General features: G+C 61.4%; 19 protein-coding genes and 1 pseudogene. 9 read left to right on the top strand and 11 right to left on the bottom strand.

Annotated features, from left to right (window positions below; translation table 11 throughout):
• Nucleotides 1-114 precede the first annotated feature (114 nt).
• Nucleotides 115-1,089, top strand: a complete 975-nt coding sequence (locus GQX66_RS16110; RefSeq protein ID WP_129972985.1) for a D-glycerate dehydrogenase — start codon at nt 115-117, stop codon at nt 1,087-1,089.
• Nucleotides 1,090-1,142: 53 nt separating this feature from the next.
• Here the strand turns inward: GQX66_RS16110 and GQX66_RS16105 are convergent, their stop codons facing one another.
• A complete protein-coding gene (locus GQX66_RS16105; protein ID WP_240870021.1) occupies nt 1,143-2,045 on the bottom strand; it encodes a DMT family transporter in 903 nt (300 codons plus the stop codon).
• Nucleotides 2,046-2,184: 139 nt separating this feature from the next.
• Between GQX66_RS16105 and GQX66_RS16100 the strand changes: the two genes are divergently transcribed.
• Nucleotides 2,185-3,060, top strand: a complete 876-nt coding sequence (locus GQX66_RS16100; protein ID WP_102686897.1) for an AraC family transcriptional regulator — start codon at nt 2,185-2,187, stop codon at nt 3,058-3,060.
• Here GQX66_RS16100 and GQX66_RS16095 read toward each other — a convergent pair whose 3' ends face one another.
• The 6 genes from GQX66_RS16095 to GQX66_RS16070 form a co-directional block, all read right to left on the bottom strand.
• Entirely contained in the window at nt 3,061-5,490 is a 2,430-nt protein-coding gene (locus GQX66_RS16095; protein ID WP_240870019.1) for a TonB-dependent receptor, read from the bottom strand.
• A gap of 104 nt (nt 5,491-5,594) precedes the next feature.
• The gene (locus tag GQX66_RS16090) at nt 5,595-6,584 is read right to left on the bottom strand and encodes a FecR family protein (RefSeq protein WP_240870017.1); all 990 of its coding nucleotides are present in this window, start codon (nt 6,582-6,584) and stop codon (nt 5,595-5,597) included.
• The gene (locus GQX66_RS16085) at nt 6,581-7,147 is read right to left on the bottom strand and encodes an RNA polymerase sigma factor (protein WP_085746974.1); all 567 of its coding nucleotides are present in this window, start codon (nt 7,145-7,147) and stop codon (nt 6,581-6,583) included. Before GQX66_RS16085 ends, GQX66_RS16090 begins: the two co-directional genes overlap by 4 nt.
• A gap of 1 nt (nt 7,148) precedes the next feature.
• A complete protein-coding gene (locus GQX66_RS16080; protein ID WP_085746973.1) occupies nt 7,149-7,475 on the bottom strand; it encodes a DUF3325 domain-containing protein in 327 nt (108 codons plus the stop codon).
• Nucleotides 7,476-9,065, bottom strand: a complete 1,590-nt coding sequence (locus tag GQX66_RS16075; protein WP_240870015.1) for a PepSY-associated TM helix domain-containing protein — start codon at nt 9,063-9,065, stop codon at nt 7,476-7,478.
• Nucleotides 9,062-9,367, bottom strand: a complete 306-nt coding sequence (locus GQX66_RS16070; RefSeq protein ID WP_240870012.1) for a DUF3649 domain-containing protein — start codon at nt 9,365-9,367, stop codon at nt 9,062-9,064. The genes GQX66_RS16075 and GQX66_RS16070 overlap by 4 nt, the downstream gene beginning before the upstream one ends.
• 176 nt (nt 9,368-9,543) lie before the next feature.
• Between GQX66_RS16070 and GQX66_RS16065 the strand changes: the two genes are divergently transcribed.
• From GQX66_RS16065 to fecA, 3 genes are all read left to right on the top strand, one after another.
• Nucleotides 9,544-10,032, top strand: a complete 489-nt coding sequence (locus GQX66_RS16065) for a sigma-70 family RNA polymerase sigma factor (protein WP_240870084.1) — start codon at nt 9,544-9,546, stop codon at nt 10,030-10,032.
• A complete protein-coding gene (locus GQX66_RS16060; RefSeq protein WP_240870010.1) occupies nt 10,029-10,958 on the top strand; it encodes a DUF4880 domain-containing protein in 930 nt (309 codons plus the stop codon). The genes GQX66_RS16065 and GQX66_RS16060 overlap by 4 nt, the downstream gene beginning before the upstream one ends.
• A 136-nt stretch (nt 10,959-11,094) precedes the next feature.
• Nucleotides 11,095-13,428 carry a TonB-dependent Fe(3+) dicitrate receptor FecA gene (gene fecA, locus GQX66_RS16055; protein WP_102717141.1) on the top strand — a complete coding sequence of 778 codons (2,334 nt, stop codon included), beginning with the start codon at nt 11,095-11,097 and terminating at the stop codon, nt 13,426-13,428.
• A 71-nt stretch (nt 13,429-13,499) separates the two neighbouring features.
• Here fecA and GQX66_RS16050 read toward each other — a convergent pair whose 3' ends face one another.
• A complete protein-coding gene (locus tag GQX66_RS16050) occupies nt 13,500-13,907 on the bottom strand; it encodes an HPF/RaiA family ribosome-associated protein (RefSeq protein ID WP_007957262.1) in 408 nt (135 codons plus the stop codon).
• A 200-nt stretch (nt 13,908-14,107) separates the two neighbouring features.
• Nucleotides 14,108-15,055 carry a LysR substrate-binding domain-containing protein gene (locus GQX66_RS16045; protein ID WP_011332523.1) on the bottom strand — a complete coding sequence of 316 codons (948 nt, stop codon included), beginning with the start codon at nt 15,053-15,055 and terminating at the stop codon, nt 14,108-14,110.
• 135 nt (nt 15,056-15,190) lie between these two features.
• On the opposite strand from GQX66_RS16045, the gene GQX66_RS16040 reads away from it, so the two are divergent.
• The 3 genes from GQX66_RS16040 (at nt 15,191) to GQX66_RS16030 (ending at nt 18,449) form a co-directional block, all read left to right on the top strand.
• Complete coding sequence (locus GQX66_RS16040) at nt 15,191-16,567, top strand: L-serine ammonia-lyase (protein ID WP_240870008.1); 1,377 nt, start codon at nt 15,191-15,193, stop codon at nt 16,565-16,567.
• Nucleotides 16,568-16,630: 63 nt separating this feature from the next.
• Nucleotides 16,631-17,932 (top strand): HAAAP family serine/threonine permease, encoded by a 1,302-nt coding sequence (locus tag GQX66_RS16035; protein ID WP_240869993.1) that lies wholly within the window; start codon nt 16,631-16,633, stop codon nt 17,930-17,932.
• Nucleotides 17,933-18,131: 199 nt separating this feature from the next.
• Nucleotides 18,132-18,449: a DUF3509 domain-containing protein gene (locus GQX66_RS16030; RefSeq protein ID WP_011332520.1), complete on the top strand. Its 318-nt coding sequence runs from the start codon at nt 18,132-18,134 to the stop codon at nt 18,447-18,449.
• Here the strand turns inward: GQX66_RS16030 and GQX66_RS16025 are convergent.
• The gene (locus GQX66_RS16025) at nt 18,446-18,946 is read right to left on the bottom strand and encodes a phosphate-starvation-inducible PsiE family protein (RefSeq protein ID WP_007957255.1); all 501 of its coding nucleotides are present in this window, start codon (nt 18,944-18,946) and stop codon (nt 18,446-18,448) included. The genes GQX66_RS16030 and GQX66_RS16025 overlap by 4 nt on opposite strands.
• A 293-nt stretch (nt 18,947-19,239) precedes the next feature.
• Between GQX66_RS16025 and GQX66_RS16020 the strand changes: the two are divergent.
• Nucleotides 19,240-19,479 (top strand): annotated as a pseudogene (locus GQX66_RS16020) (YebG family protein); the annotation flags it as partial.
• Nucleotides 19,480-19,664: 185 nt separating this feature from the next.
• On the opposite strand, the gene GQX66_RS16015 reads toward GQX66_RS16020, so the two are convergent.
• Entirely contained in the window at nt 19,665-20,684 is a 1,020-nt protein-coding gene (locus GQX66_RS16015; RefSeq protein WP_085608113.1) for a Glu/Leu/Phe/Val dehydrogenase dimerization domain-containing protein, read from the bottom strand.
• Nucleotides 20,685-20,866 lie beyond the last annotated feature (182 nt).

Raw genomic sequence — 20,866 nt, 5'->3', positions numbered from 1 at the left:
TATTCACCCAAAACCCCAAGAACCTGGTCGGCCCAAAGGCCGCCAAGACAACCCAAAACAGAAATGTTAGCTTGCTTGGCATCACACCAGCCGCCAAGCCCGAGCCCAATGCCAATGAAAAAAACAGTCCTGGCCTTCAGCCGCATCACCCCCCCCATGATCGAACGCCTGCAACAGGACTTCGACGTCATCGTCCCCAACCCGAAAAACGGCGACATCAACGCCCAGTTCAACGAAGCCCTGCCCCACGCCCACGGCCTGATCGGCGTCGGTCGCAAACTCGGCAAGGCCCAACTGGAAAACGCCGCCAAACTCGAGGTGGTCTCCAGCGTCTCCGTCGGCTACGACAACTACGACCTCGCCTACTTCAACGAACGCGGGATCATGCTCACCAACACCCCGGACGTCCTCACCGAAAGCACCGCTGACCTCGCCTTCGCCCTCATCATGAGCAGCGCCCGCCGCGTTGCCGAACTGGACGCCTGGACCAAGGCCGGCCAATGGCAGGCCAGCGTCGGCGCACCACTGTTCGGTTGCGACGTACACGGCAAGACCCTGGGCATTGTCGGCATGGGCAACATCGGCGCCGCCGTCGCCCGTCGCGGACGCTTCGGCTTCAACATGCCGATCCTCTACAGCGGCAACAGCCGCAAGACCGAACTGGAACAGGAACTCGGCGCGCAATTTCGCAGCCTTGACCAACTGCTGGCCGAAGCCGATTTCGTCTGCCTGGTGGTGCCGCTCAGCGACAAGACCCGCCACCTGATCAGCCATCGTGAACTGGCACTGATGAAGCCGGACGCGATTCTGGTGAACATCTCCCGTGGCCCGGTGGTCGACGAGCCGGCACTGATCGAAGCCCTGCAAAACAACCGCATTCGCGGCGCCGGCCTCGACGTCTACGAGAAAGAACCGCTGGCCGAATCGCCGCTGTTCCAGCTGAAAAATGCCGTGACCTTGCCGCACATCGGCTCGGCCACGAATGAAACCCGCGAAGCCATGGCCAACCGCGCACTGGCCAACCTGCGCAGCGCACTGCTCGGTGAACGACCGCAGGATCTGGTCAATCCGCAGGTCTGGAAAGGCTGACAAAAAAAGGGGCAGACGTCGCCAAACGTCTGCCCCTTTTACTGCCAGAACACTCAGGCCAGTTTGCCGTGACTCGGCATTACCGGCGCCTTGGGTTTGCGGAACACCAGCACATTGCCCAGCATCACCAGCACCAGTCCGGCCAGTGCCGGCGCCGTCCATTGGTAGCCTTCGGCAAACGCCGAAACATTCAAAGCCACTACCGGGAACAGTACCGTGCAATAGGCTGCGCGTTCAGGCCCCATGCGACCGACCAACGTCAGGTACGCCGTGAAACCGATCACCGAACCCGGTATCACCAGGTACAGCAGCGCGCCGATGTAACGCGACGTCCATTCCATCTCGAACGGAATGCCTTTAATCAGACACCACACCGACAGCATCGCCGCGCCGTAGGCCATGCCCCAGGCATTGGTCGTCAGCGGCTTGAGACCGGCCTTCTGTTGCAGGCTCGAGAGCATGTTGCCCGCCGAGAAACACAAGGTGCCGCAGAGTGCCAGGCCAAGGCCGAGCAGAGTTTGCGGACTGGCGTGATGCCCGGCCAGCTCCGGCCAGAACAACAGCCCCAGACCAAACAACCCCAGCGCTCCGCCCATCAACACATTGCGCGCAATGCGCTGGCCTAAGAACACCCGCGCATTCAGCGCGTTCCACAAGGTCGCGGTGGAAAACACCACCGCCACCAGACCGCTGGGAATCCATTGGCTGGCGGTCAGGAAACACATGAAGTTGACGCAGAACAGGCACAAGCCCTGCGCTACGCAGATCAGATGCCCGCGCCGGTTCATCGGTTGCAGACGACGGCTGAGCAATAACAACGCAAACAACACCAGCGCGGCGAGACCGAAGCGGTAGACGATCGATACCGGAATCGCCACCACGCCCAGTTGCCATTTAAGGGCGATCCAGGTGGTGCCCCAGATCAGTACGGTCAACAAATACAACGACAGGTTCATGGCAGACACTCCTCGATTGGGTTTCAGTGTCCGCCTGCGCCCTCGACACTCGCTTGCATAAACTTGCGCTTTTGTCGGCGCGCAGGCTGGCAGCGCGAAATCTACGGAGTAGGATGCAAAGCGTTGAAGAGAACCGACCATGGCCGCCATCGATACCCTGCAAGTCTTTCAAGCCCTCAACAATTCGCCAAATGCACGCCTTGTGCACAGCGCCGAGTTGGGTGACGGCTTGTCTGCAGCTTTGTGGACCAATCACCACGACGCCCAGGAATACGAAGCGCCGAGCCATCACACCCTCTCCTGCTACATCGCCGGCGGCACCGGTACCTTCCGCCGTGGCGAACCCGGTAACAAGGGTGGCCCGGACAAGCTGTGCATCCTGCCGGCCGATCACGAATCAGGTTGGGTCATCAACGGTGATATTCGCCTCGCTCACCTGTACTTCAGTGCCGAACAATTTGCCTTGGGTTGCGTGACGCTGCTGGATCGCGAGCCTCGGGAAATGCAGCTGCGCGAACAGACTTTTCTCGAAGATCCACAACAGGCCCAACGGTTTCGCCAGTTACTGACCCTGAACTGGGACGAACCCGGCGAGCGCTTGCTGACCAGCAGCCTGGCCCACGAACTGATCAGCCATACCTTGCTGAGCCAGGTCGGCGTACGCCAAGGCTTGCGCCTCAAGGGTGGACTGGCGCCGCATCAGCGCCGGCAACTGGTGGAATTCATCGACAGCCAACTGACCGAGCCGATCAGCCTCGGGCAACTGGCAGGCTTGTGTGCGTTGTCGGAATACCACTTTGCGCGGATGTTCCGGGTGAGCTTCGGCCTGCCGCCGCATCAATATGTGCTGGCGCGGCGTTTGAGCCGGGCGCGTGAGTTGTTGCGGGGCACGGCATTGCCATTGGGGGAGATTGCCCTGGCGTGCGGATTTGCCAGTGCCAGTCACTTCACCAACCGCTTTCGCCAGGTGCTGGGTGGAACGCCCGGCGAGTATCGCCAGGCGTTTTTGCGCTGATCAGAACTCCAGCGTGCTCGACAACGAAATCTGCCGCGAGTCGCCCATCGACACGAAGAACCGGCTCGCCGCCGAGGTGTAGTAAGTGCGATCAAACAGGTTCTTCACGTTGAGCTGGAACTTGACCTTCTGCCCTTCAACCTTGGTGTCGTAAGTGGCGAACGCATCGGCCACGGTGTAGCTCGGCAGGTCGAAATCATTCACCGCGTTACCCGCTCGTTCACCGACATACCGCGCGCCGGCGCCGACCCGAAGCTGATCGCCGCCGATCACGCTGCCGAAGTCATAGACCGCCGATAGCGAGCCAGTATTTTTCGCCACGTTTTGCAGCTTGTTGCCTTTGTAGTCCGGATCTTCCGTGACCTCGGCGTCGGTGTAGGCGTAGCTGCCGATCATGCTCCAGCGGTCGCTGAGCTGGCCGGTCAGATCCACTTCCAGACCACGGGAACGCACTTCGCCGGCAGCGCTGTAAATCGTGGTCGGGCCTTCGGAATTGGCCACCAGCACGTTGCGTTTCTTGATGTCGAACAGCGCGATGTTGCCGGTGACACGCCCCGGAATGTCGAGGCGTGCGCCCAGCTCCCAGGACTTGGCTTCTTCCGGCGCAATGCTGCCGTCGAGCACGGTACTGCTGCCGCTCAGCGGAGCGATGGTCGAGTTCGGTTTGAACGATTCGGTGTAGCTGCCGTAGAACGACAACGCGTCGGTGTAGCGATACACCAGGCCTGCGCGCGGCACCCACTTCTGGCCGTTGCTGTCGGTGTTGGCCTTGAACGGCACGCCTTTGCCGGCGTACTGGTCGTACTCCTGGAAGCGCCCGCCGGCCACCAGAATCCACTGGTCGTTGAGGTGGATCGAGTCCTGCAGGAACACCGAATCGCTGCGCAGTTCGTCGGTCTGCGCACTGTCCGCCGGGCTGACGGTGGTGCCTTCGACTTCGCGGCCGTAGACCGGGTTGACGTAGCTGAAGGTGCTCAGGCTTTTCTGGCGGATCAGGTCGGCGCGGTAGATCTTGCGATACTCGTCGTCGACACCGAACACCAGATCATGCTGCATGCCCAGCACGTTGACCTTGCCTTCGAGACTGGCGGTGGTGAAACGGTCGGTGCTGATCGCGCCCTGGGTGCCGTCCATGCTGCGGGTCAGGGTGCCTTTTTTGGTGTCGATCGCCGTTACGCGGACTTGGCTGGCGTCGTAGGTTTCGCGGTTCCAGCTGTAGCCGAAATGGGCTTTCCAGTCGTCGTTGAGTTCGTGGTCGGCCTCGAAGTGATAGAGGTCCGATCGCCCTTCCATGTCGTTGAATTTCTCGTCGAGACGCTCGTTGCGCGAGATGTCCAGCGGATGGTTGGTGCGTGGATCGATCAGGGTTCCACGATCGAACGGGGTCAGGAATTCGCGGTGCTCATAAGCAAACAGCAACTTGGTGCGCTCGCCGTACCAGGCCAGCGACGGCGCGATCAGGGTTTCGCGATGAGTGCCGAAATTGCGCCAGTAATCTTCGTCTTCGTGGTCCAGCACCATGCGATACGCGAGGCCGGAATCCCCCAGCGCACCGGTGCTGTCGAAGGAGCCGCCGCTGCCATTCTTGCCGTCGCCGTAGGTCGAGCCGCGCAGGGTCAGCGCGTTGTACTGAGTCAGTTCAGGCTTCTTGCTGACCATGTTGACCACACCGCCCGGGTCCTGAATCCCGTACAGCAGCGACGCCGGTCCCTTGAGCACTTCGACGCGATCCACGGTCGCGTTCATGCCACGGCCCTGCACCACCGGCATGCCGTCGCGCATGATCGAGCCGTTGCGGTTGTCGCCGAAGCCGCGGGTCATCACCGAATCCTGGGTGCTGCCCAAGGTGTTGCCCTGGGTGATGCCGCTGACGTTGGCCAAGGCGTCATCAAGATTGCGCGGTGCCTGATCGCGAACGACCTGAGCCGGAATCACGTTGACGGTCTGCGGGATTTCCTGAAGCGAAGCGGAAGAGCGCATCACCGAACTGGTTTCCGGTGGCTGGTAGCTCATCGGCTGGTTGACCACCGAAGTGATGGTGGTCGCGCCCAGATTCAACGCACCTGCGGTCGGTTGCGGTTCGAGCGCCAGGGTATGGCTGTCGGTGCGGCGGAAGGTCAGGCCGGAGCCTGTGAGCAGACGTTGCAGCGCCTGTTCGGCACTCATCTGGCCGTTGATCGCTGGAGCGGTCAGGCCATACGGCGCCTCATCGGTGTAAACCACGCTCTGGCCGGTGACGCGGCTGAAATCGCTCAGGGCCTGAGGCAAGGGCTTGGCGGCCAGGGAAAAACTGAACTGCTTTTGTGGCTGACTGCTGACGGATTCAGCGGCCAGCGCCACGCTCACCGGCAACAGGGCCAATGCCGAAAAACTCAAGGCCGAAACGCCTAACCACTGTTTGACCGAACCCGATTTTGCCCTGGACTTCATTGCTCATGACCTGTGTAGAACCGCAGCGGATGCGAATGACTCGCACTTTCTGTCACTACACGAATGGCGTCCGGGTTTACCTCACCACAAAGTTGAAAATATTTTCAGCGCAGGATGATCAGCTTGCCCAAGACCTGATGCTGCTCGAATCCCAACACCCCTTGCAGCGAGTTCAACACTGCCTGCGGGTCCTTGCTCGGAAAGCTGCCGCTGACCTTGCGCGCCGCCAGTTCGTCGTTGAGCAACACGATCCGTCCGGGGTAATAACGCCGCAGATCCTGCACCACATCGGCCAGTGTCGACTTGTAGTAAGTCAGCCAACCCTGGCGCCACGCCAGTTGCGCTTCGCTGTCCACGGCGTGCAGTTTTTCCGCAGTGCCTGCGCCGTACGCCACTTGCTGGCCGGCGGTGAGAATCTGCTGTTGATCATCACGGGACGCTGTCACGCCAACGCGTCCGGACAGCACAGTGACTTGTGCGCCATGGGGTTGCAGGCGCACTTCGAACTGAGTGCCGAGCACCCGCGCCTGGCCCTTCTCGGCCTCGACCACAAAGGGATTGCCCGTGTGAGTCACGCTGAAAAATCCGGCGCCGCGGCGCAATTGCACATGCCGCTCGCGATGACTGAAATCCACGGCGATGGCGCTGTCGGCGTCCAGCGTCACCTGCGATTGATCGGCCAGCGTCACGGTGCGAATCTCGCCCGGTGCCGACACGTAATCGGCGCCCAGATCATCGACCCAGCGCTGCGGCTGCCAACCTGTGCCGAGGCTGATCATCAACAACAGGCAGGCCGCCATGGCCAAAGCGCCGGCCCAACGCCGGATCTGTGGACGACGCGGCCGGTTCATCGCATTCAGATAGCCCTGCAGGGCGAACGCCTCTTCATCGGCCAGAGTGCGCGCCGGCCCTTCGCTCAATTCCCACACCACTTGCGCCTGGGCGTAGGCCTCGGCGTGGGCCGGGTCAGCGTGCAGCCATTGGCTGAAGGTCAGTTGATCACCGGTGCTCGGGCGGTCGTGCAGCAGGCTCAGCCAGGCGAACGCGGCCTGTTCCTGAGCGGGCGTCGGGATGACGCGGTCGGTGTGATTCACGGTGCTTTCCATGGCGTGCGTGGCGCGGGTTCGCGCAGGCTGGCCTTGCAGGCCTCGAGGGCGCGCATCATATGTTTTTCCACGGCGCTTTGGGACAGGCCCATGGCTTTGGCGATCTCGGCGTACTTGCGCCCGTGGATGCGATTGAGCAAAAAAATCTGCCGCGTGCGCTCGGGCAGCGCGCGCAACGCCGCTTCGACATGGCGCAAATCGTTGCCTGCTTCAAGTGCGGCTTGCGGTTCGCTGGCGCTGCTGTCCGGCTCCTCCGGTTGCCAGCCTTCGTTGACCCGCACCCGCGCGCCTTCGCTGCGCAAATGATCGATGGCGATGTTGCCGGCGCAACGCAACAGATAGGTGCTGAGTTCTTCGACCTGCACCAGCGGCCGACGCCAAAAACGCAGGAACAGATCCTGCACCAGATCCGCCGCCGTCGCCCGGCAGCCAACGCGCCGGCTCACCAGCGCTTCCATCTGCGAACGCTGGGACAGGAACACCTGAAGAAAATGCGCACGGGCGCCATGGGGTTCGCCGTCGCGATGCTCGGGAGGATGGCCGATCAACATGTCAGTTCAAGGCCCACGCAGCGACCGGGCTGGCGAGCAGGCTCAGTCCGGCCATGGTCAATGCCAAACGTGGTCGATAGGGCAACAACAGCACCAGAGTCAGCGCGCTGAGCATCAACACCGCGCACCAGTCGACCAGACCAAAACTCCAGCCCTTCATGAAAACCGCCGCCCAGAGCGACAGCCCCAGCAACATCCAGCCTGCGAGCTTCAGACCTTGCCGACGGCGGGCCGAAGGTTTGTGGCCCAGTAGTTCTTCGTGATGCCGGGGCATCGCCAGGCACAGCGCGGTGAAAGCGGAATAACAGAGCAACAGCGCCAATAGCATTCAGTTCGCCCCTTGCTCGAGGGTGATCGGCCGGGCCTTTTCGCGGGCTGGTTTTTTCACGCTGACGGCGTGTCCGGCGCGCTGCATCTTCCGGGCGGCCCAGGCGAGGAAGAGGCCGCTGCCCAGACACGTCAGGTCGAAACCGGCCAGGGTCCAGTCGCCTTCGGGCACTGTCACGCCGAGGTGATACGGGGAGGTCAAACCGTTAAGAAGCGGCATTGCGACAAGCAGTGCGGCTCCCAGCGACAGCTGTTCGACCCAGGCCTTGCGGCCCGGTCGCAACAGGGCGTGCACCACGCTCAAGCCCCAGGTGATGAAGAACGCGTTCACTTCCCAGTCGTCACGCCCGGCCAGACTCACCGGCAGCAGACGATTGGCCCAGAAGAACACGGCGACCGCTGCCACCAATCCGGCCATGCTGGCGATGTTCAGCACTTCCACCAGCCGCAGTTCGAAAGGCATCACTCCCGTCTTGGCGTGTTTGAGCTGACGCTTGCCGAGCCAGATCACCAGCCCGGTGCCGATCATCGCCGTGCCCGCCAGACCGCAGATGAAATACAGCCAACGCAGCACCGGCCCGGCAAAGTGCCCCATGTGCAAACCGTAGAAACTGCCGGCCACTGCCATCGCCATCGGCTGTTGAGATGGGGTGCCGATGATTTGCCCGCTGACGCCATTGAAAGTCACCGCGCTGCCGGCATCGTTCACCACCCGGTCGGAACCCGCACGGGACATCACCACCGAGGCGTTGGCATCGCCCGGATTGTTCACGCTGATACGCCCGACATGTCCACCCGACCATTGCTCGCTGGCCGACCGCAACAGTGGCGCCAGCGGTGCCAGTGTCGCCGGTTGACCGGCAGGCTCGGGAACGTTGGCGGCGGGAAACACCTCGTCGTAAAACGCCCGGACATTGTTGCCGTACGAAGCCAGAATGCTCGCCGGCATTACCATCGACATGAAGATCACCAGACTGCTGTAGGTGATCATCAGATGAAACGGCAGCACCAGCACGCCCACCGCGTTGTGCCCGTCGAGCCACGAACGCTGGCCCTTGCGGGGGCGGAAGGTGAAGAAGTCCTTGAAGATTTTCTTGTGGGTAATGATCCCGGTGATCAGCGCAACGAACATCACCATGGCGGCAATCGTGGAGAGCCAGCGCCCCCACGGATAAGGCATTTGCAGCTGGAAATGGAAGCGGTAGAAGAACTCGCCGCCCATGCTTTCCCGGGCCTGCACTTCGGCGCCGGTTTGCGCGTCGAGAGTCTTGCTGATGAACTGGCCGCGCTCGCCGGGCCTGGCCGGGGCCGGTTGCCAACGCACACCCAGGCCAGGATCGCGGGCATCAGGCAGGTCGATCAACCAGCGTGAAGCACCGGCCGCGTGCTGTTGCAGGTAGGTTTGCGCCAGGGTCAGGCTGGCCTCGGCATTCAACGGGCGGGCGTGGATTTCCGGCTGCATCCAGTGACTGGTTTCGTCCTTGAAATAGGCCAGGGTTCCGGTCAGAAAAATCGCGAACAACAGCCAGCCGAAAACCAGCCCGGTCCACGTATGCAGCCAGGCCATCGCCTGCCGAAAACCCTCTTTCATGCCAGCCCCAGACCGCGTGCAGCCCCGGAAACGGTGGCCAGAATCACGCTCGGCACCAGCAAACCGACCCACGCCGACCATGCGCTGCGACAGGCGAAACACCAGAGCACCGCCACCAGATAGACCAGAAACGAAACGGTCATGCCGGTCACGACCGCTTCGGCGCGGTTCAGCGGCAGCCACAGCGTCAGCGTGACACTGGCCAGCGCCGCGACCATATAGCCGCCGAACACCGCCGCGAGCACCCGCGAAGTGACGGCCAGACGATAGGACATGGGAAGAGCGGCGAGTTTGGCTTTCATGTTTCGACCCTGAAACGGTTAACGCCCGATCAACAGACCGAGACGACAGGCATGCGATATTAATGATAAATATTCTCATACGCAAAAGAGTCTGATTGCCGGGCATCACTGACAGCCCTACAATGCGAACCATTCTTGTTCTCTAACGCATCCCGCATGCGCCCGGAGTAATGCCGTTGTCGTCCGCCCATCCTGTCGAATCGCTGTATCAGGCCCACCACAGCTGGCTCACCGGCTGGCTGCGGCGCAAACTCGGCTGCCCGGACAGCGCCGCCGATCTGGCTCAGGACACCTTCATCCGGGTGCTGACCGCCCGCGAGCCGCCGGTGATCGTCGAGCCGCGCGCATTCCTCACCACCCTGGCCAAGCGCGTGCTGTTCAATCATTACCGCCGCCAGGATCTGGAGCGCGCCTACCTCGACACCCTCGCGCAGATGCCGGAAATGGTCGCGCCTTCGGAAGAAGAGAAAGCGATCATCCTGCAAACCCTGATGGAGCTGGATCAGTTGCTCGACGGTCTGCCGCGCGCGGTCAAACGTGCATTTCTGCTGGCGCAGGTCGATGGCCTGACCTATCCGCAGATCGCCGCCGAACTGGGCATTTCCGTGGCGACGGTCAAACGCCATCTGAATAAAGCGGCGATGCGCTGCTACTTCGCCCTGTGAATCCGCCGATGGATTTTTCCGCGCAAGTCGCCGAACAGGCGGTGCACTGGTTGCTGGAAATGCAGCAAGGCCAACTGAGCCCGCGCCAGCAACAAGCCTGGCAACATTGGATCGACGCGCACAGCGAACATCGCCGTGCGTGGGATCACATTCAGCGGGTCAATTCGCGGTTGCGCGGGTTGTCGTCGCCACTGGCCCACGCCGCGCTGAATGCGCCGAAGTCAGGCAGCCGTCGTCAGGCGCTGAAGTTGTTGCTGATTCTCGGCGCTGGTTCGGCGGTCACCTGGGGGATGCGCGAGCACAATCCGTTGCCATCGCTGCTGGCCGATTACCGCAGCCCGGTTGGTCAACGCCGCAAGATCTCGCTCGGCGCCGGCGGCCAATTGCAGCTCAACACCGCCAGCGCGGCGGATGTCCGGGGCGATGGCCTGATCCGCCTGCTCGAAGGCGAAGTGCTGCTGACCGCCACTCAATCCTTCGAAGTGCAAACCGCCCAAGGCCTGTTGAAAACCCAGGGTGCGCGGATCAACGTGCGGCAGTTTGCCGACCGTACACAGATCGCACTGTTTGAAGGTCGGGTCGAATTGAACGCGCAAGGTCGCGCGCCGATGCTGCTGCCGGTCGCCCGACAACTGAGTTTCAGCGCCACCTCCATCAGTGACGCCAAACCGCTGGACGCCAACAGCGGCGCCTGGGCCGACGGCATGCTGGTGGCCGCGCACATGCGCCTGGGCGACTTCCTCGATGAACTGGGTCGCTACCGCCGCGGGCAGCTCAATTGCGATGCGAAAGTTGCTGAATTGCTGATCTCAGGGACTTATCCACTGGACGACAGCGAGCGGATTCTCGATCTGCTGGAAATCAGCCTGCCGGTGAGAGTGAAGCGTTTTACTCGCTATTGGGTGACGGTCGAAGCCAGAGCCTGATCGCTCCCACGCTCTGCGTGGGAACTCAACCCGGTCGCTCCGCGCCCCTGTAAAAAATAAATGAGCCGTTTTTCAGATCTGGCGTGACAGAGAAGGAAAGCCCCCCCTTGATTCAACCTTCTCAGGACCGTCCTCCATGCACCCCACCCGCCTCACGCCGCTGGCCCGAACCCTGCGCAACCTTGTCCTCGGCGCCAGCCTGAGCTTCAGCGCCCTTCCCCATGCGCTGGCTGCCGACACCAAGGCTTACCACATCGCCCCGTCGTCGCTGGAGAATGCCCTCAACCAGTTCGGCCGCGAAGCCGGTGTGCTGATTTCGTTCGGCTCGCAGGTTACCAGTGGTGTGCAAAGCCGTGGCCTCGAAGGTAGCTACACAACCGAGCAAGGTCTGAATGCACTGCTTGAAGGCACCGGTCTGCAAGCCCGCGCCGAGGGCGGCAATGCCTTCAGCCTGCAACCGTCGAACGACAGCGCACTGGAGCTGGACACCTCGAAAGTGGTCGGTGACTGGCTGGGTGAGGCCGCACAGGTCAACGTCTTCGAACATCCCGGCGCCCGCGACGTGATCCGCCGCGAAGAGTTCGAACGCCAGGGCGCGACCCAGGCCCGTGATGTGCTCAACCGCATTCCCGGCGTCAACGCCCCGGAAAACAACGGCACCGGCAGCCACGACATGGCGCTGAACTTCGGCATTCGCGGCCTCAACCCGCGTCTAGCCGCACGTTCGACGGTGTTGATGGACGGCATTCCGGTGCCGTTCGCGCCTTACGGTCAGCCGCAGTTGTCGTTCGCGCCGATCAGCATGGGCAACATGGACGCCGTGGACGTGGTGCGCGGTGGCGGCGCCGTGCGTTACGGCCCGCAGAACGTCGGCGGCGTGGTCAACTTCGTGACCCGGGCGATTCCGGACGAGCCGACCGTGAAAGGCGGTTTCCAGACCGAAACCAGTCCTTCTTCCAGCCATGACGGCTTCAAGACCAGCGCCAACCTGCTGGCCGGCGGCACCAATGCCAACGGTCTGGGCGGCGCGTTGCTGTACTCCGGCACTCGCGGTGGTGACTGGCGCGAACACAGCGATACGGAAATCGACGACCTGATCCTCAAGGGCAAATACCAGCTCGACGAGGCCAACAGTTTCAACGCCATGGCCCAGTATTACGAAGGCAAGGCCGACATGCCCGGCGGCCTCAATGTCGCCGATTACGATGCCGACCCGTATCAGTCGACCCGGCCGAAGGACCAGTTCTGGGGCCGTCGCACGATGTTCAATTTCGGCTATCGCTATCAGGAAGATCGCCGCGAGTTCACCGCCAATACCTTCTTCACCAAGACCCTGCGCAGCGGCTATCTGGATCAGGGCACGTTCCTGTCGCTGTCGCCGCGCGAATACTGGGTTCGCGGTCTGGAAACCCGCTTCGCCCAGGGCTTCGATCTCGGCGCCACCAGCCATGAAGTCGGCGTCGGCTATCGCTACATCAACGAAGCCGGTCACGAACTGCGCTACCGCACGCCGATCGCCAGCAACGAATACCCGACCACCAACAGCCGCAACGACCGCGACACGCGCGGCGGCACCGAGGCCAATGCGTTCTTCGTCGATGACCGGATCGACATCGGCAAGTGGACCATTACGCCGGGCGTGCGCTACGAGATGATCGAGTCGCAGCAGACCAACAACCTGACCAACGTCAAATACAAAGGTGACTACAACACCGCGCTGCCGGCGCTGAACGTGCTGTATCACCTGACCGACAGCTGGAACCTGTACGCCAATACCGAAGGCTCCTTCGGCAGCGTGCAATACAGCCAGATGCCCAACCGCGTGAGCAGCGGCGAAGTGAAACCGGAGAAGGCCCGCACCTGGGAAGTCGGCACCCGTTACGACAACGGCGCGCTGCGAGCCGAGATCGGCGCGTTCCTGATCAACTTCGACAACCAGTACGAAAGCAACCAGACCAATGATTCGGTGATCGCACGTGGCGAAACCCGCCATCAGGGCATCGAGACCAGCGTCAATTACGCTCTCGACGACTTGAGCCCGGCGCTGGCCGGCTTCGATGTCTACGCCACTTACGCCTATGTCGACGCAACCATCCGCGAAGACGGGCCGAACAAGGGCAATCGTGTGCCGTTCTCGTCCAAGCACAAAGGCACAATCGGCGTCGGTTACACCGAAGGGCCGTGGAAACTCAACCTGGACAGCAGCTTCCAGAGCGACCAGTTCGCCGACAACGCCAACACCTCGAAAGAAAGCGCCGACGGCAGCACCGGCAAGATCCCGGGCTACATGCTGTTCAGCAGCCGCGCCGGTTATGACTTCGGCCCGCAGCTGTCGGACCTGAACGTGGCGGTGGGGGTGAAGAACATCTTCAACACCCAGTACTTCACCCGTTCGTTCGATGACAACAACAAGGGCAAATATGTCGGTGAGCCGCGCACGGTGTACGTGCAGACCTCCGTCGCTTTCTGACCCCCGCTGAAAACAGAAAGGGCCTGCAATTGCAGGCCCTTTCTCATTGGGTGGCTTGGAAAATCAGCGCATCAACTGTTGATCGCTGCCTGTTCGTTCTCGTCAAACTCCTCCGCCAACAGCTTGTCATTGGCTTTGCTTGTGAATGGCACCACGGCGGCTCGCGGTTTGCCGCGCAGTTTGCCAAACAGGTGCTCCAGCGCGTGCTCCAGTTTTTCGGCTGCACCATCGATCGCCTGTTCCAGCGAATCGGCTTTGTGGGTGACGGAAATCGGTTGATGGCCTTTCGGCCGCGCTTCCAGTTGGCAGCGCAAGTCATGGGGACCCGGCTTTTCACCGTTCTCGTCGCTCAGATGGACTTCGACACGGGTCAGGTCTTCCTCATAACGGTCGAGCGTGCTCTCAATTGTGGTGCGTACCCACTCCTCCAGTCGTTTGCTGCTTTGAATATGATTGTCGCTGTTGACTTGGATTTGCATAGTTCATCCCTTATTTCAGCTAGCTCGCAAGAGGCCTGGAACAGGATTTCGTGACCTCTTGATTACAACAATCGGCCCGCCGGACGAACATTTCAACCCCTTAAAAAAGATAAATATTCATTCGCAAAAAAAGCCGGACAACCGAGTAAAGCGCTGGTAAGGTCGGGAGTTGGGTCGCCCCGCCCCTCCGAAAAATCTGCTCACAATTGGCCATCACCCAACGGGTGCAGGCTGCGGAAAATCCCCGCCTCTTCCACCAGCCAGTCATGCACCGCACGCACGCCCGGATGGCTCAACGCCCCCGGCGCGTAGAGCAATACATAGCGTTTGTGATTGGGCACCGAAATCCCGAATGGCACGATCAACGTCCCCCGCTCCAGCTCATCGTTGAGCAACGTGCGTCGGGCAATCGCCACGCCCATGCCGGCAATCGCCGCTTCGATGGTCAGGTGGTTGCGATTGAACGTGTGCCCGCGCCGCACATCGGCACCCTCGAAACCGATGGCATTCAGATAAAACTCCCACTCCGCGTATTCATAGCTGCCGCGCCAGGCGGTGATGTCATGCAACAGCGGGAAGTGCACCAGATCCGCCGGCCCGTGCAGCGGCGGCCGCCCGCGCAACAGACCCGGCGCGCACACCGGGAAAATCTGCTCATCGAGCAAGGCTGTGGATAACAACCCCGGATAGCTGCCGTCGTTCAGGTCGATGGCCAGGTCGAAATCCCCCTCATGCAACGGCACGCTGCTGTCCTCCGCCACCAGCCGCAACTGGATGTCCGGGTAACGCTGTTGCAGACGCGGCAGGCGCGGGGTCAGCCATTTGCTGAGGAACGACGGAATCGAGCGCACCCGCAGAATCCCGCTGATCATCCCCGCATCCAGGCGACGCAATTCCGCATCGATGCTGCCGTAAGCCTCGTTGACCGTGATCGCCAGTCGCTGCCCTTCCGCGCTCAGCTCCACACCGCGCGCGCGGCGATGAAACAGGCGAAAGCCCAGACGTTCTTCCAGCTGTCGGATTTGCTGACTCACAGCCCCCGGCGTGATGTGCAGTTCCTCGGCACAACGGGTGAATGACAGGTGCCGCGCGGCACAGGAAAACACCTGCAGCCAGACGTAAGTCTGGGCGTGCAATTGACGACTCATGATTTAGTCCTGCTAAAGGCTTACTTAGGAAGTTTCGTTAGTCACGTTGAAGCGAGGTAGGCAGTATCGCCGACATTGCGCTTGTCCTACAAAAAATGGCAGCGATTCCTACTCCATTGCTTGTAAGGGTTTAGCATGGCTATCAGTGTTTTCGATCTATTCAAAGTCGGCATCGGCCCGTCCAGTTCCCACACCGTCGGCCCGATGCGCGCCGCCGCGACCTTCGCCCAGGCGCTGATCGATCAGCATTTGCTGAACGATGTGCAGCGGGTGGAAATCCGTTTGTACGGCTCGCTTTCGGCCACCGGCGTCGGCCATGCCACTGACCGTGCAACGGTCATGGGCCTGATGGGCGAATGGCCGGACAGCATCGATCCGTCGACCATCGAGCCACGCATCCAGCAACTGCGCGAGACCGGCCAACTGTCTCTGGCCGGTGAACGTTCGATTGCCTTCAACTGGCAGCACGATCTCCTGCTGCTGGACGAGAGCCTGCCCTACCACCCGAACGCCATGTCGCTGACAGCCTTCGGTGCATCCGGCCAACTGTTAGAGCAAACGTACTACTCGGTCGGCGGCGGTTTCATCATCGAAGCGGCCGAAGCCGAATCGGGTGTGGCGCCGGCCGGCGACGTCGAGTTGCCTTACGAATTCTCCAGCGCCGTCGAACTGCTGGCGCTGTGCAAGCAGCACAACCTGCGGGTTTCCGAACTGATGATGGCCAACGAACGGGCCTGGCGCAGCGACGCCGAGATCCGCAAGGGCCTGCTGCACATCTGGTCGGTGATGCGCGAGTGCGTCGAGCAAGGCCTGCGTCACGAAGGCGTCCTGCCAGGCGGTCTGAATGTTCCCCGTCGTGCGGCGAAATTGCACCGCAGCCTGCTGGAAATCGGCAAGCCGAACGTCATCAGTTCGACCCTGTCGGCGATGGAGTGGGTCAACCTGTTCGCCCTCGCCGTCAACGAAGAGAACGCCGCCGGCGGGCGCATGGTGACCGCGCCGACCAACGGTGCCGCCGGGATCATCCCGGCCGTTCTGCACTACTACATGAAATTCAATCCGGACGCGTCCGACGATGACGTGGTCGCCTTCTTTCTGGGCGCGGCAGCGGTCGGCATCCTGTGCAAGAAAAACGCCTCGATTTCCGGCGCCGAAGTCGGCTGCCAGGGTGAAGTTGGCTCTGCCTGCGCGATGGCCGCTGCGGGTCTGGCCGATGTGCTCGGCGCCACCCCGGAGCAACTGGAGAACGCCGCCGAAATCGGCCTGGAACACAACCTCGGTCTGACCTGCGACCCGGTCGGCGGGCTGGTGCAGGTGCCGTGCATCGAGCGCAACGCCATCGCTGCGGTGAAGGCGATCAACGCCACGCAAATGGCCCTGCGCGGCGACGGCAAACACTTCATTTCCCTCGACCGGGTGATCCGCACCATGCGCGATACCGGCGCCGACATGCATGACAAATACAAAGAGACTTCACGGGGCGGCCTGGCCGTGAGCTGGGTGGAGTGCTGAGGAGCACTCCCTGACCGCCCGTAACACGTGAGCCCGAGCAAGAATAATAACGAGGCAAAAACGATGACCGATGTACGCACACCTGCTGCCGAAAATCCCGCTGTAGACCGCACACGCAACAACGAAACCGCCCACAAGGGCTGGAGCAAATTCGACACCACCTGGATGCTCGGCCTGTACGGCACGGCCATCGGTGCCGGCACCTTGTTCTTGCCGATCAACGCCGGTGTCGGCGGCTTCTGGCCGTTGCTGATCCTGGCGTTGCTGGCTTTCCCGATGACCTTCTTCGCGCACCGGGGCCTGACCCGCTTCGTGCTGTCGGGCCGCTCCGGTGACATCACCGAAGTGGTGGAGGAACACTTCGGCATCGGCGCCGGCAAACTGATCACGCTGCTGTATTTCTTCGCGATCTTCCCGATCCTGCTGGTGTACAGCGTGGCGCTGACCAACACCCTCAGCAGCTTCCTCGAACACCAGTTGCACATCGCCCCGCCGCCACGTGCGGTGCTGTCGCTGGCGCTGATCCTCGGCTTGATGGCCATCGTCCGCTGTGGTCAGAGCGTGATCGTCAAAGCCATGAGCGTGCTGGTGTATCCGTTCGTCGCCGCGCTGCTGTTGCTCGGCATCAGCCTGATTCCGAACTGGAACGGCGCATTCTTCGCCAGTGCTCAAGAACCGATGGAAATGTCGGTGTTCCTCAAGACCCTGTGGCTGGCGATCCCGGTGATGGTGTTCTCGTTCAACCATTCGCCGATCATTTCCGCCTTCGCCGTCGAGCAGAAACAACGCTACGGCGACCAGGCCGAACGCAAGAGCAGCGGCATTCTCGCCATGGCTCACGGCATGATGGTGGTGACGGTGATGTTCTTCTGCTTCAGCTGGGTGCTGGCACTGTCGCCGGCGGATCTGGCAGCGGCCAAGGCGCAGAACATTTCGATCCTGTCGTACCTGGCCAACCACTTCCAGACTCCGGTCATCGCTTACGCCGCGCCGCTGATTGCGCTGGTGGCGATCACCAAATCCTTCCTCGGCCACTACATCGGCGCCAGCGAAGGCTTCCAGGGCATGATCGTCAAAAGCCTGCGCAGCCGTGGCCGGGTGATGTCGGCGAGCTGGCTGAACCGTGCGACCGCGCTGTTCATGATCCTCAGCTGCTGGGCCGTGGCGACCTTCAACCCGAGCATCCTCGGCATGATCGAAACCCTTGGCGGGCCGGTGATTGCCTGCCTGTTGTTCCTGATGCCGATGTACGCGATCCGCCGCGTGCCGGCCTTGCGCCAGTATTCGGGCCAGATGTCCAACGTGTTCGTGGTGCTGATCGGCCTGATTGCACTGTCAGCGATCATCTACTCGGTTCTGCCCTGAAACGGGCCGCAAACGAAGAAGGCGAGCCATGGGCTCGCCTTCTTTTTGGCCGGATTCATTGTTCGACAATATTCCCGGCATGTCCCTTGCTACATCGCTGAAGGAGACAGGACCACGGAAAGGCCGATGGTCAGGTTTGGCGAACCAACCCGATCAAGGCCGGTCAACAACTGCACGTTCAATCAGGCGGTGACGCATCATGGACAATCCTTTTCAGATCATTACCGATGCCTTCGCGCCGGACTATCAGATCAACCTGAGCATTCAGGGGCTCGACGGCAGCATCATGCTGACCCTCTCCAATGGCGGCCGGATCGTCGCCAAACGGATGATCAGCGCCGAACAGCGCAACGACCCCAAACGCCTCAAACGGCTGGTGCAAAGCATTCAGTTCGGCATCGCCATCGAACAGGGCCACAGCGCCATGGCGATCCTTGATGCCATGACTCGCGGCGACGGAATCACTCCGCCACCGCGTCGGGCCAAACATCAGCCCCGGCCAGCCGCCGGCCTTTAAAGTTCGCCCTTCTCCACTTCCGGATGTTCACTGGAACCCGTGCCGATCTTGCGGTGCGGGTTCTCGATTTTCACCGAAGGGAATTGCGACGAAGCGTAACGCACCACCAGGATCGAGAACGCCAGCAGCAGAATCCCGCCGCACAGGTAGATGATGCCCATGTCCGGCGGATTGTGGTGTGAGACGTTGGAGATCAGCAGGCGCGTCAGTGCCGTAATCGCCACGTAGATCAGGAAGCGCACCGGCATGTGGTTGGTCTTGAAGTAAATCCCGACCATCGCCCCCAGTTCCAGATAGATGAACAGCAACAGAATGTCATCGATCTTGATATGCCCTTCCTCGAGCATCCCGAGAAACTCCATCACCGCCGCCCAGGCGGTTACCGCACCAATGGCGAACAGCGCCAGGTAGTGGAAGGTCTCGACGAACAGGTTGCCCAGGGACTCGGCCAGTTGATGCACGTTTTGCCGCAGTTTCTCGGCCCAGTTGATTTTCACGTTGAAGATTCCTTAGCCCGGTTCGAGCGGATGTTGCTTGCTGGACGTGACGGTTATTGCACACGTACGCAGATGCATGAAGAAAAGAGGCCACGCCATCATGGCGAGGCGGCGCGAAACCCGCGCCGTGGCGTTTGGTCGCACCAGTGCGCAGGTATCGGGCTGACAAAATCCGAATCCGGTCTACATTGAAAAGCCACTACCCAAAGCGCAGGGATTCGCTTATCCTTTTCGCTGTATATAGATACAGTAGTCGCAAAGACAACTTAATGTGAAGGCATGTGAGGTGGTGAATGGCCGTCGAAGTGGTATACCGCAGCAGCCGAGATCTGGAGCGCTTGTTCATGGATAAAGCCGAAGCTGACCGTCATGACAAAATGCTCGAACTGGCCGAACTGTTGGCCGAAGTGCTGGAAAAAGCCGTTCCTTCGTTGAGCGAGCAGCAAGTGGAAGAAGTCGGGATCTTCATGGCGAAGAACCGCGATGTGTTCGCCCGGGCGTTCAAGAGCCAGCCTGATGCACTGTCGGAGCTGATCAACGCACCGGCGGCACCGGTTGTGGCAACCGAGCCGGCAGACGTGGCCGAACCGGCAGAAGCGCCAGCCAAACCTGCCAAAGCGGCGAAGGCTGCGAAGTAAGCGACACTTGGATTGAAGCCTCTGAATTGAATAGCCCCTGAGTTGAAAGACTCGGGGGCTTTTTCATGCCCGGACAAACCTCAGCGGTACAACACCTTCTCCGCCAGCTCGTCCGCCACCCGCGCGGGTGAACGTTTTTCCGCCTGGGCGTGGGCGAAGACTTCAGTCAGGCGCGAACTGATCTTCGACAGGTGCGCGGTGATGGTCGTCAGTTCTTCGCCCCGATGCTTGAGGGAAACGTAGATCAGACCGCCGGCATTGATCACATAATCCGGCGCATACAGGATTCCGCGCCGTTCGAGTTGATCGGCGACATCCAGGTGCGTCAGTTGATTGTTGGCCGAGCCTGCCACCGCCGAGCAGCGCAACTGGGTGACCGTGTGGCTGTTGAGCACACCGCCCAAACCGCACGGCGCGAGGATGTCGCACGGCGTGCTGAGCAACGCGTCGTTGGCAATCGGATGGGCGTTGAGCTGTTCCATCGCCAGTTGCACCTTGCCGTGGTCGATGTCGCTGACCAACAGTTCGGCACCGGCTGCGTGCAGCTGTTCAGCGAGGGCATAACCGACGTTGCCCAGCCCCTGAATCGCCACGCGCAAGCCTTCGAGGTTATCGCTGCCCAGCCGCGCCATGGCTGTGGCACGAATTCCGGTGAACACGCCCATCGCCGCATGCGGCGCGGGGTCGCCAGCCGAAGTGGTGCTGGTGACATGCTGGGTCTGCTGGGCGATGCAATCCATATCCGCCACTGACGTGCCGCTGTCGATGGCAGTGATGTAGCGCCCGTCGAGCTGATCGATGCAACGGCCGAAGGCTTCGAACAAGGCGCCGCGGTTTTCGACATGGGCCGGCCGCACGATCACGGCCACCCCACCGCCCTGGGCGAGACCAGCCAATGCGGCCTTGTAGCTCATGCCCTGGGCCAGGCGTATGGCGTCCTCGACCGCGGACTCGTCGTTCGGATAGGCGAGATAACGACACCCGCCCAGGGCTGGCCCGAGGCGACTGTTATGAATGGCAATGACCGCCTTCAATCCGGACACCGGATCAACGCTAAGGTGCAGCGATTCCAGGCGAGTGCTTTGCATGAGAGCGAACATCGGCAGGCTCCCGAATCACTTCTGGTAGACGCCAGTATAGGCTTGCGCCTGAAAATTGCTGAAGCGCACGGGAATAAGGCCCGACAGCGACCAATGCGTTGCGGCATAACCCGAAGGCAGAGCGGCCCGGCACTGGACGAATGGCAAAGACGGGGCTAAAACGAGGCATGCCCCGGAGATTT

This window comes from Pseudomonas sp. B707 (assembly GCF_022496685.1).
Taxonomy (GTDB): Bacteria; Pseudomonadota; Gammaproteobacteria; order Pseudomonadales; family Pseudomonadaceae; genus Aquipseudomonas; species Aquipseudomonas paraglycinae.
The sequence above is the reverse complement of the archived record's forward strand: the minus strand, read 5'-3'. Positions and strand labels throughout refer to the sequence as shown.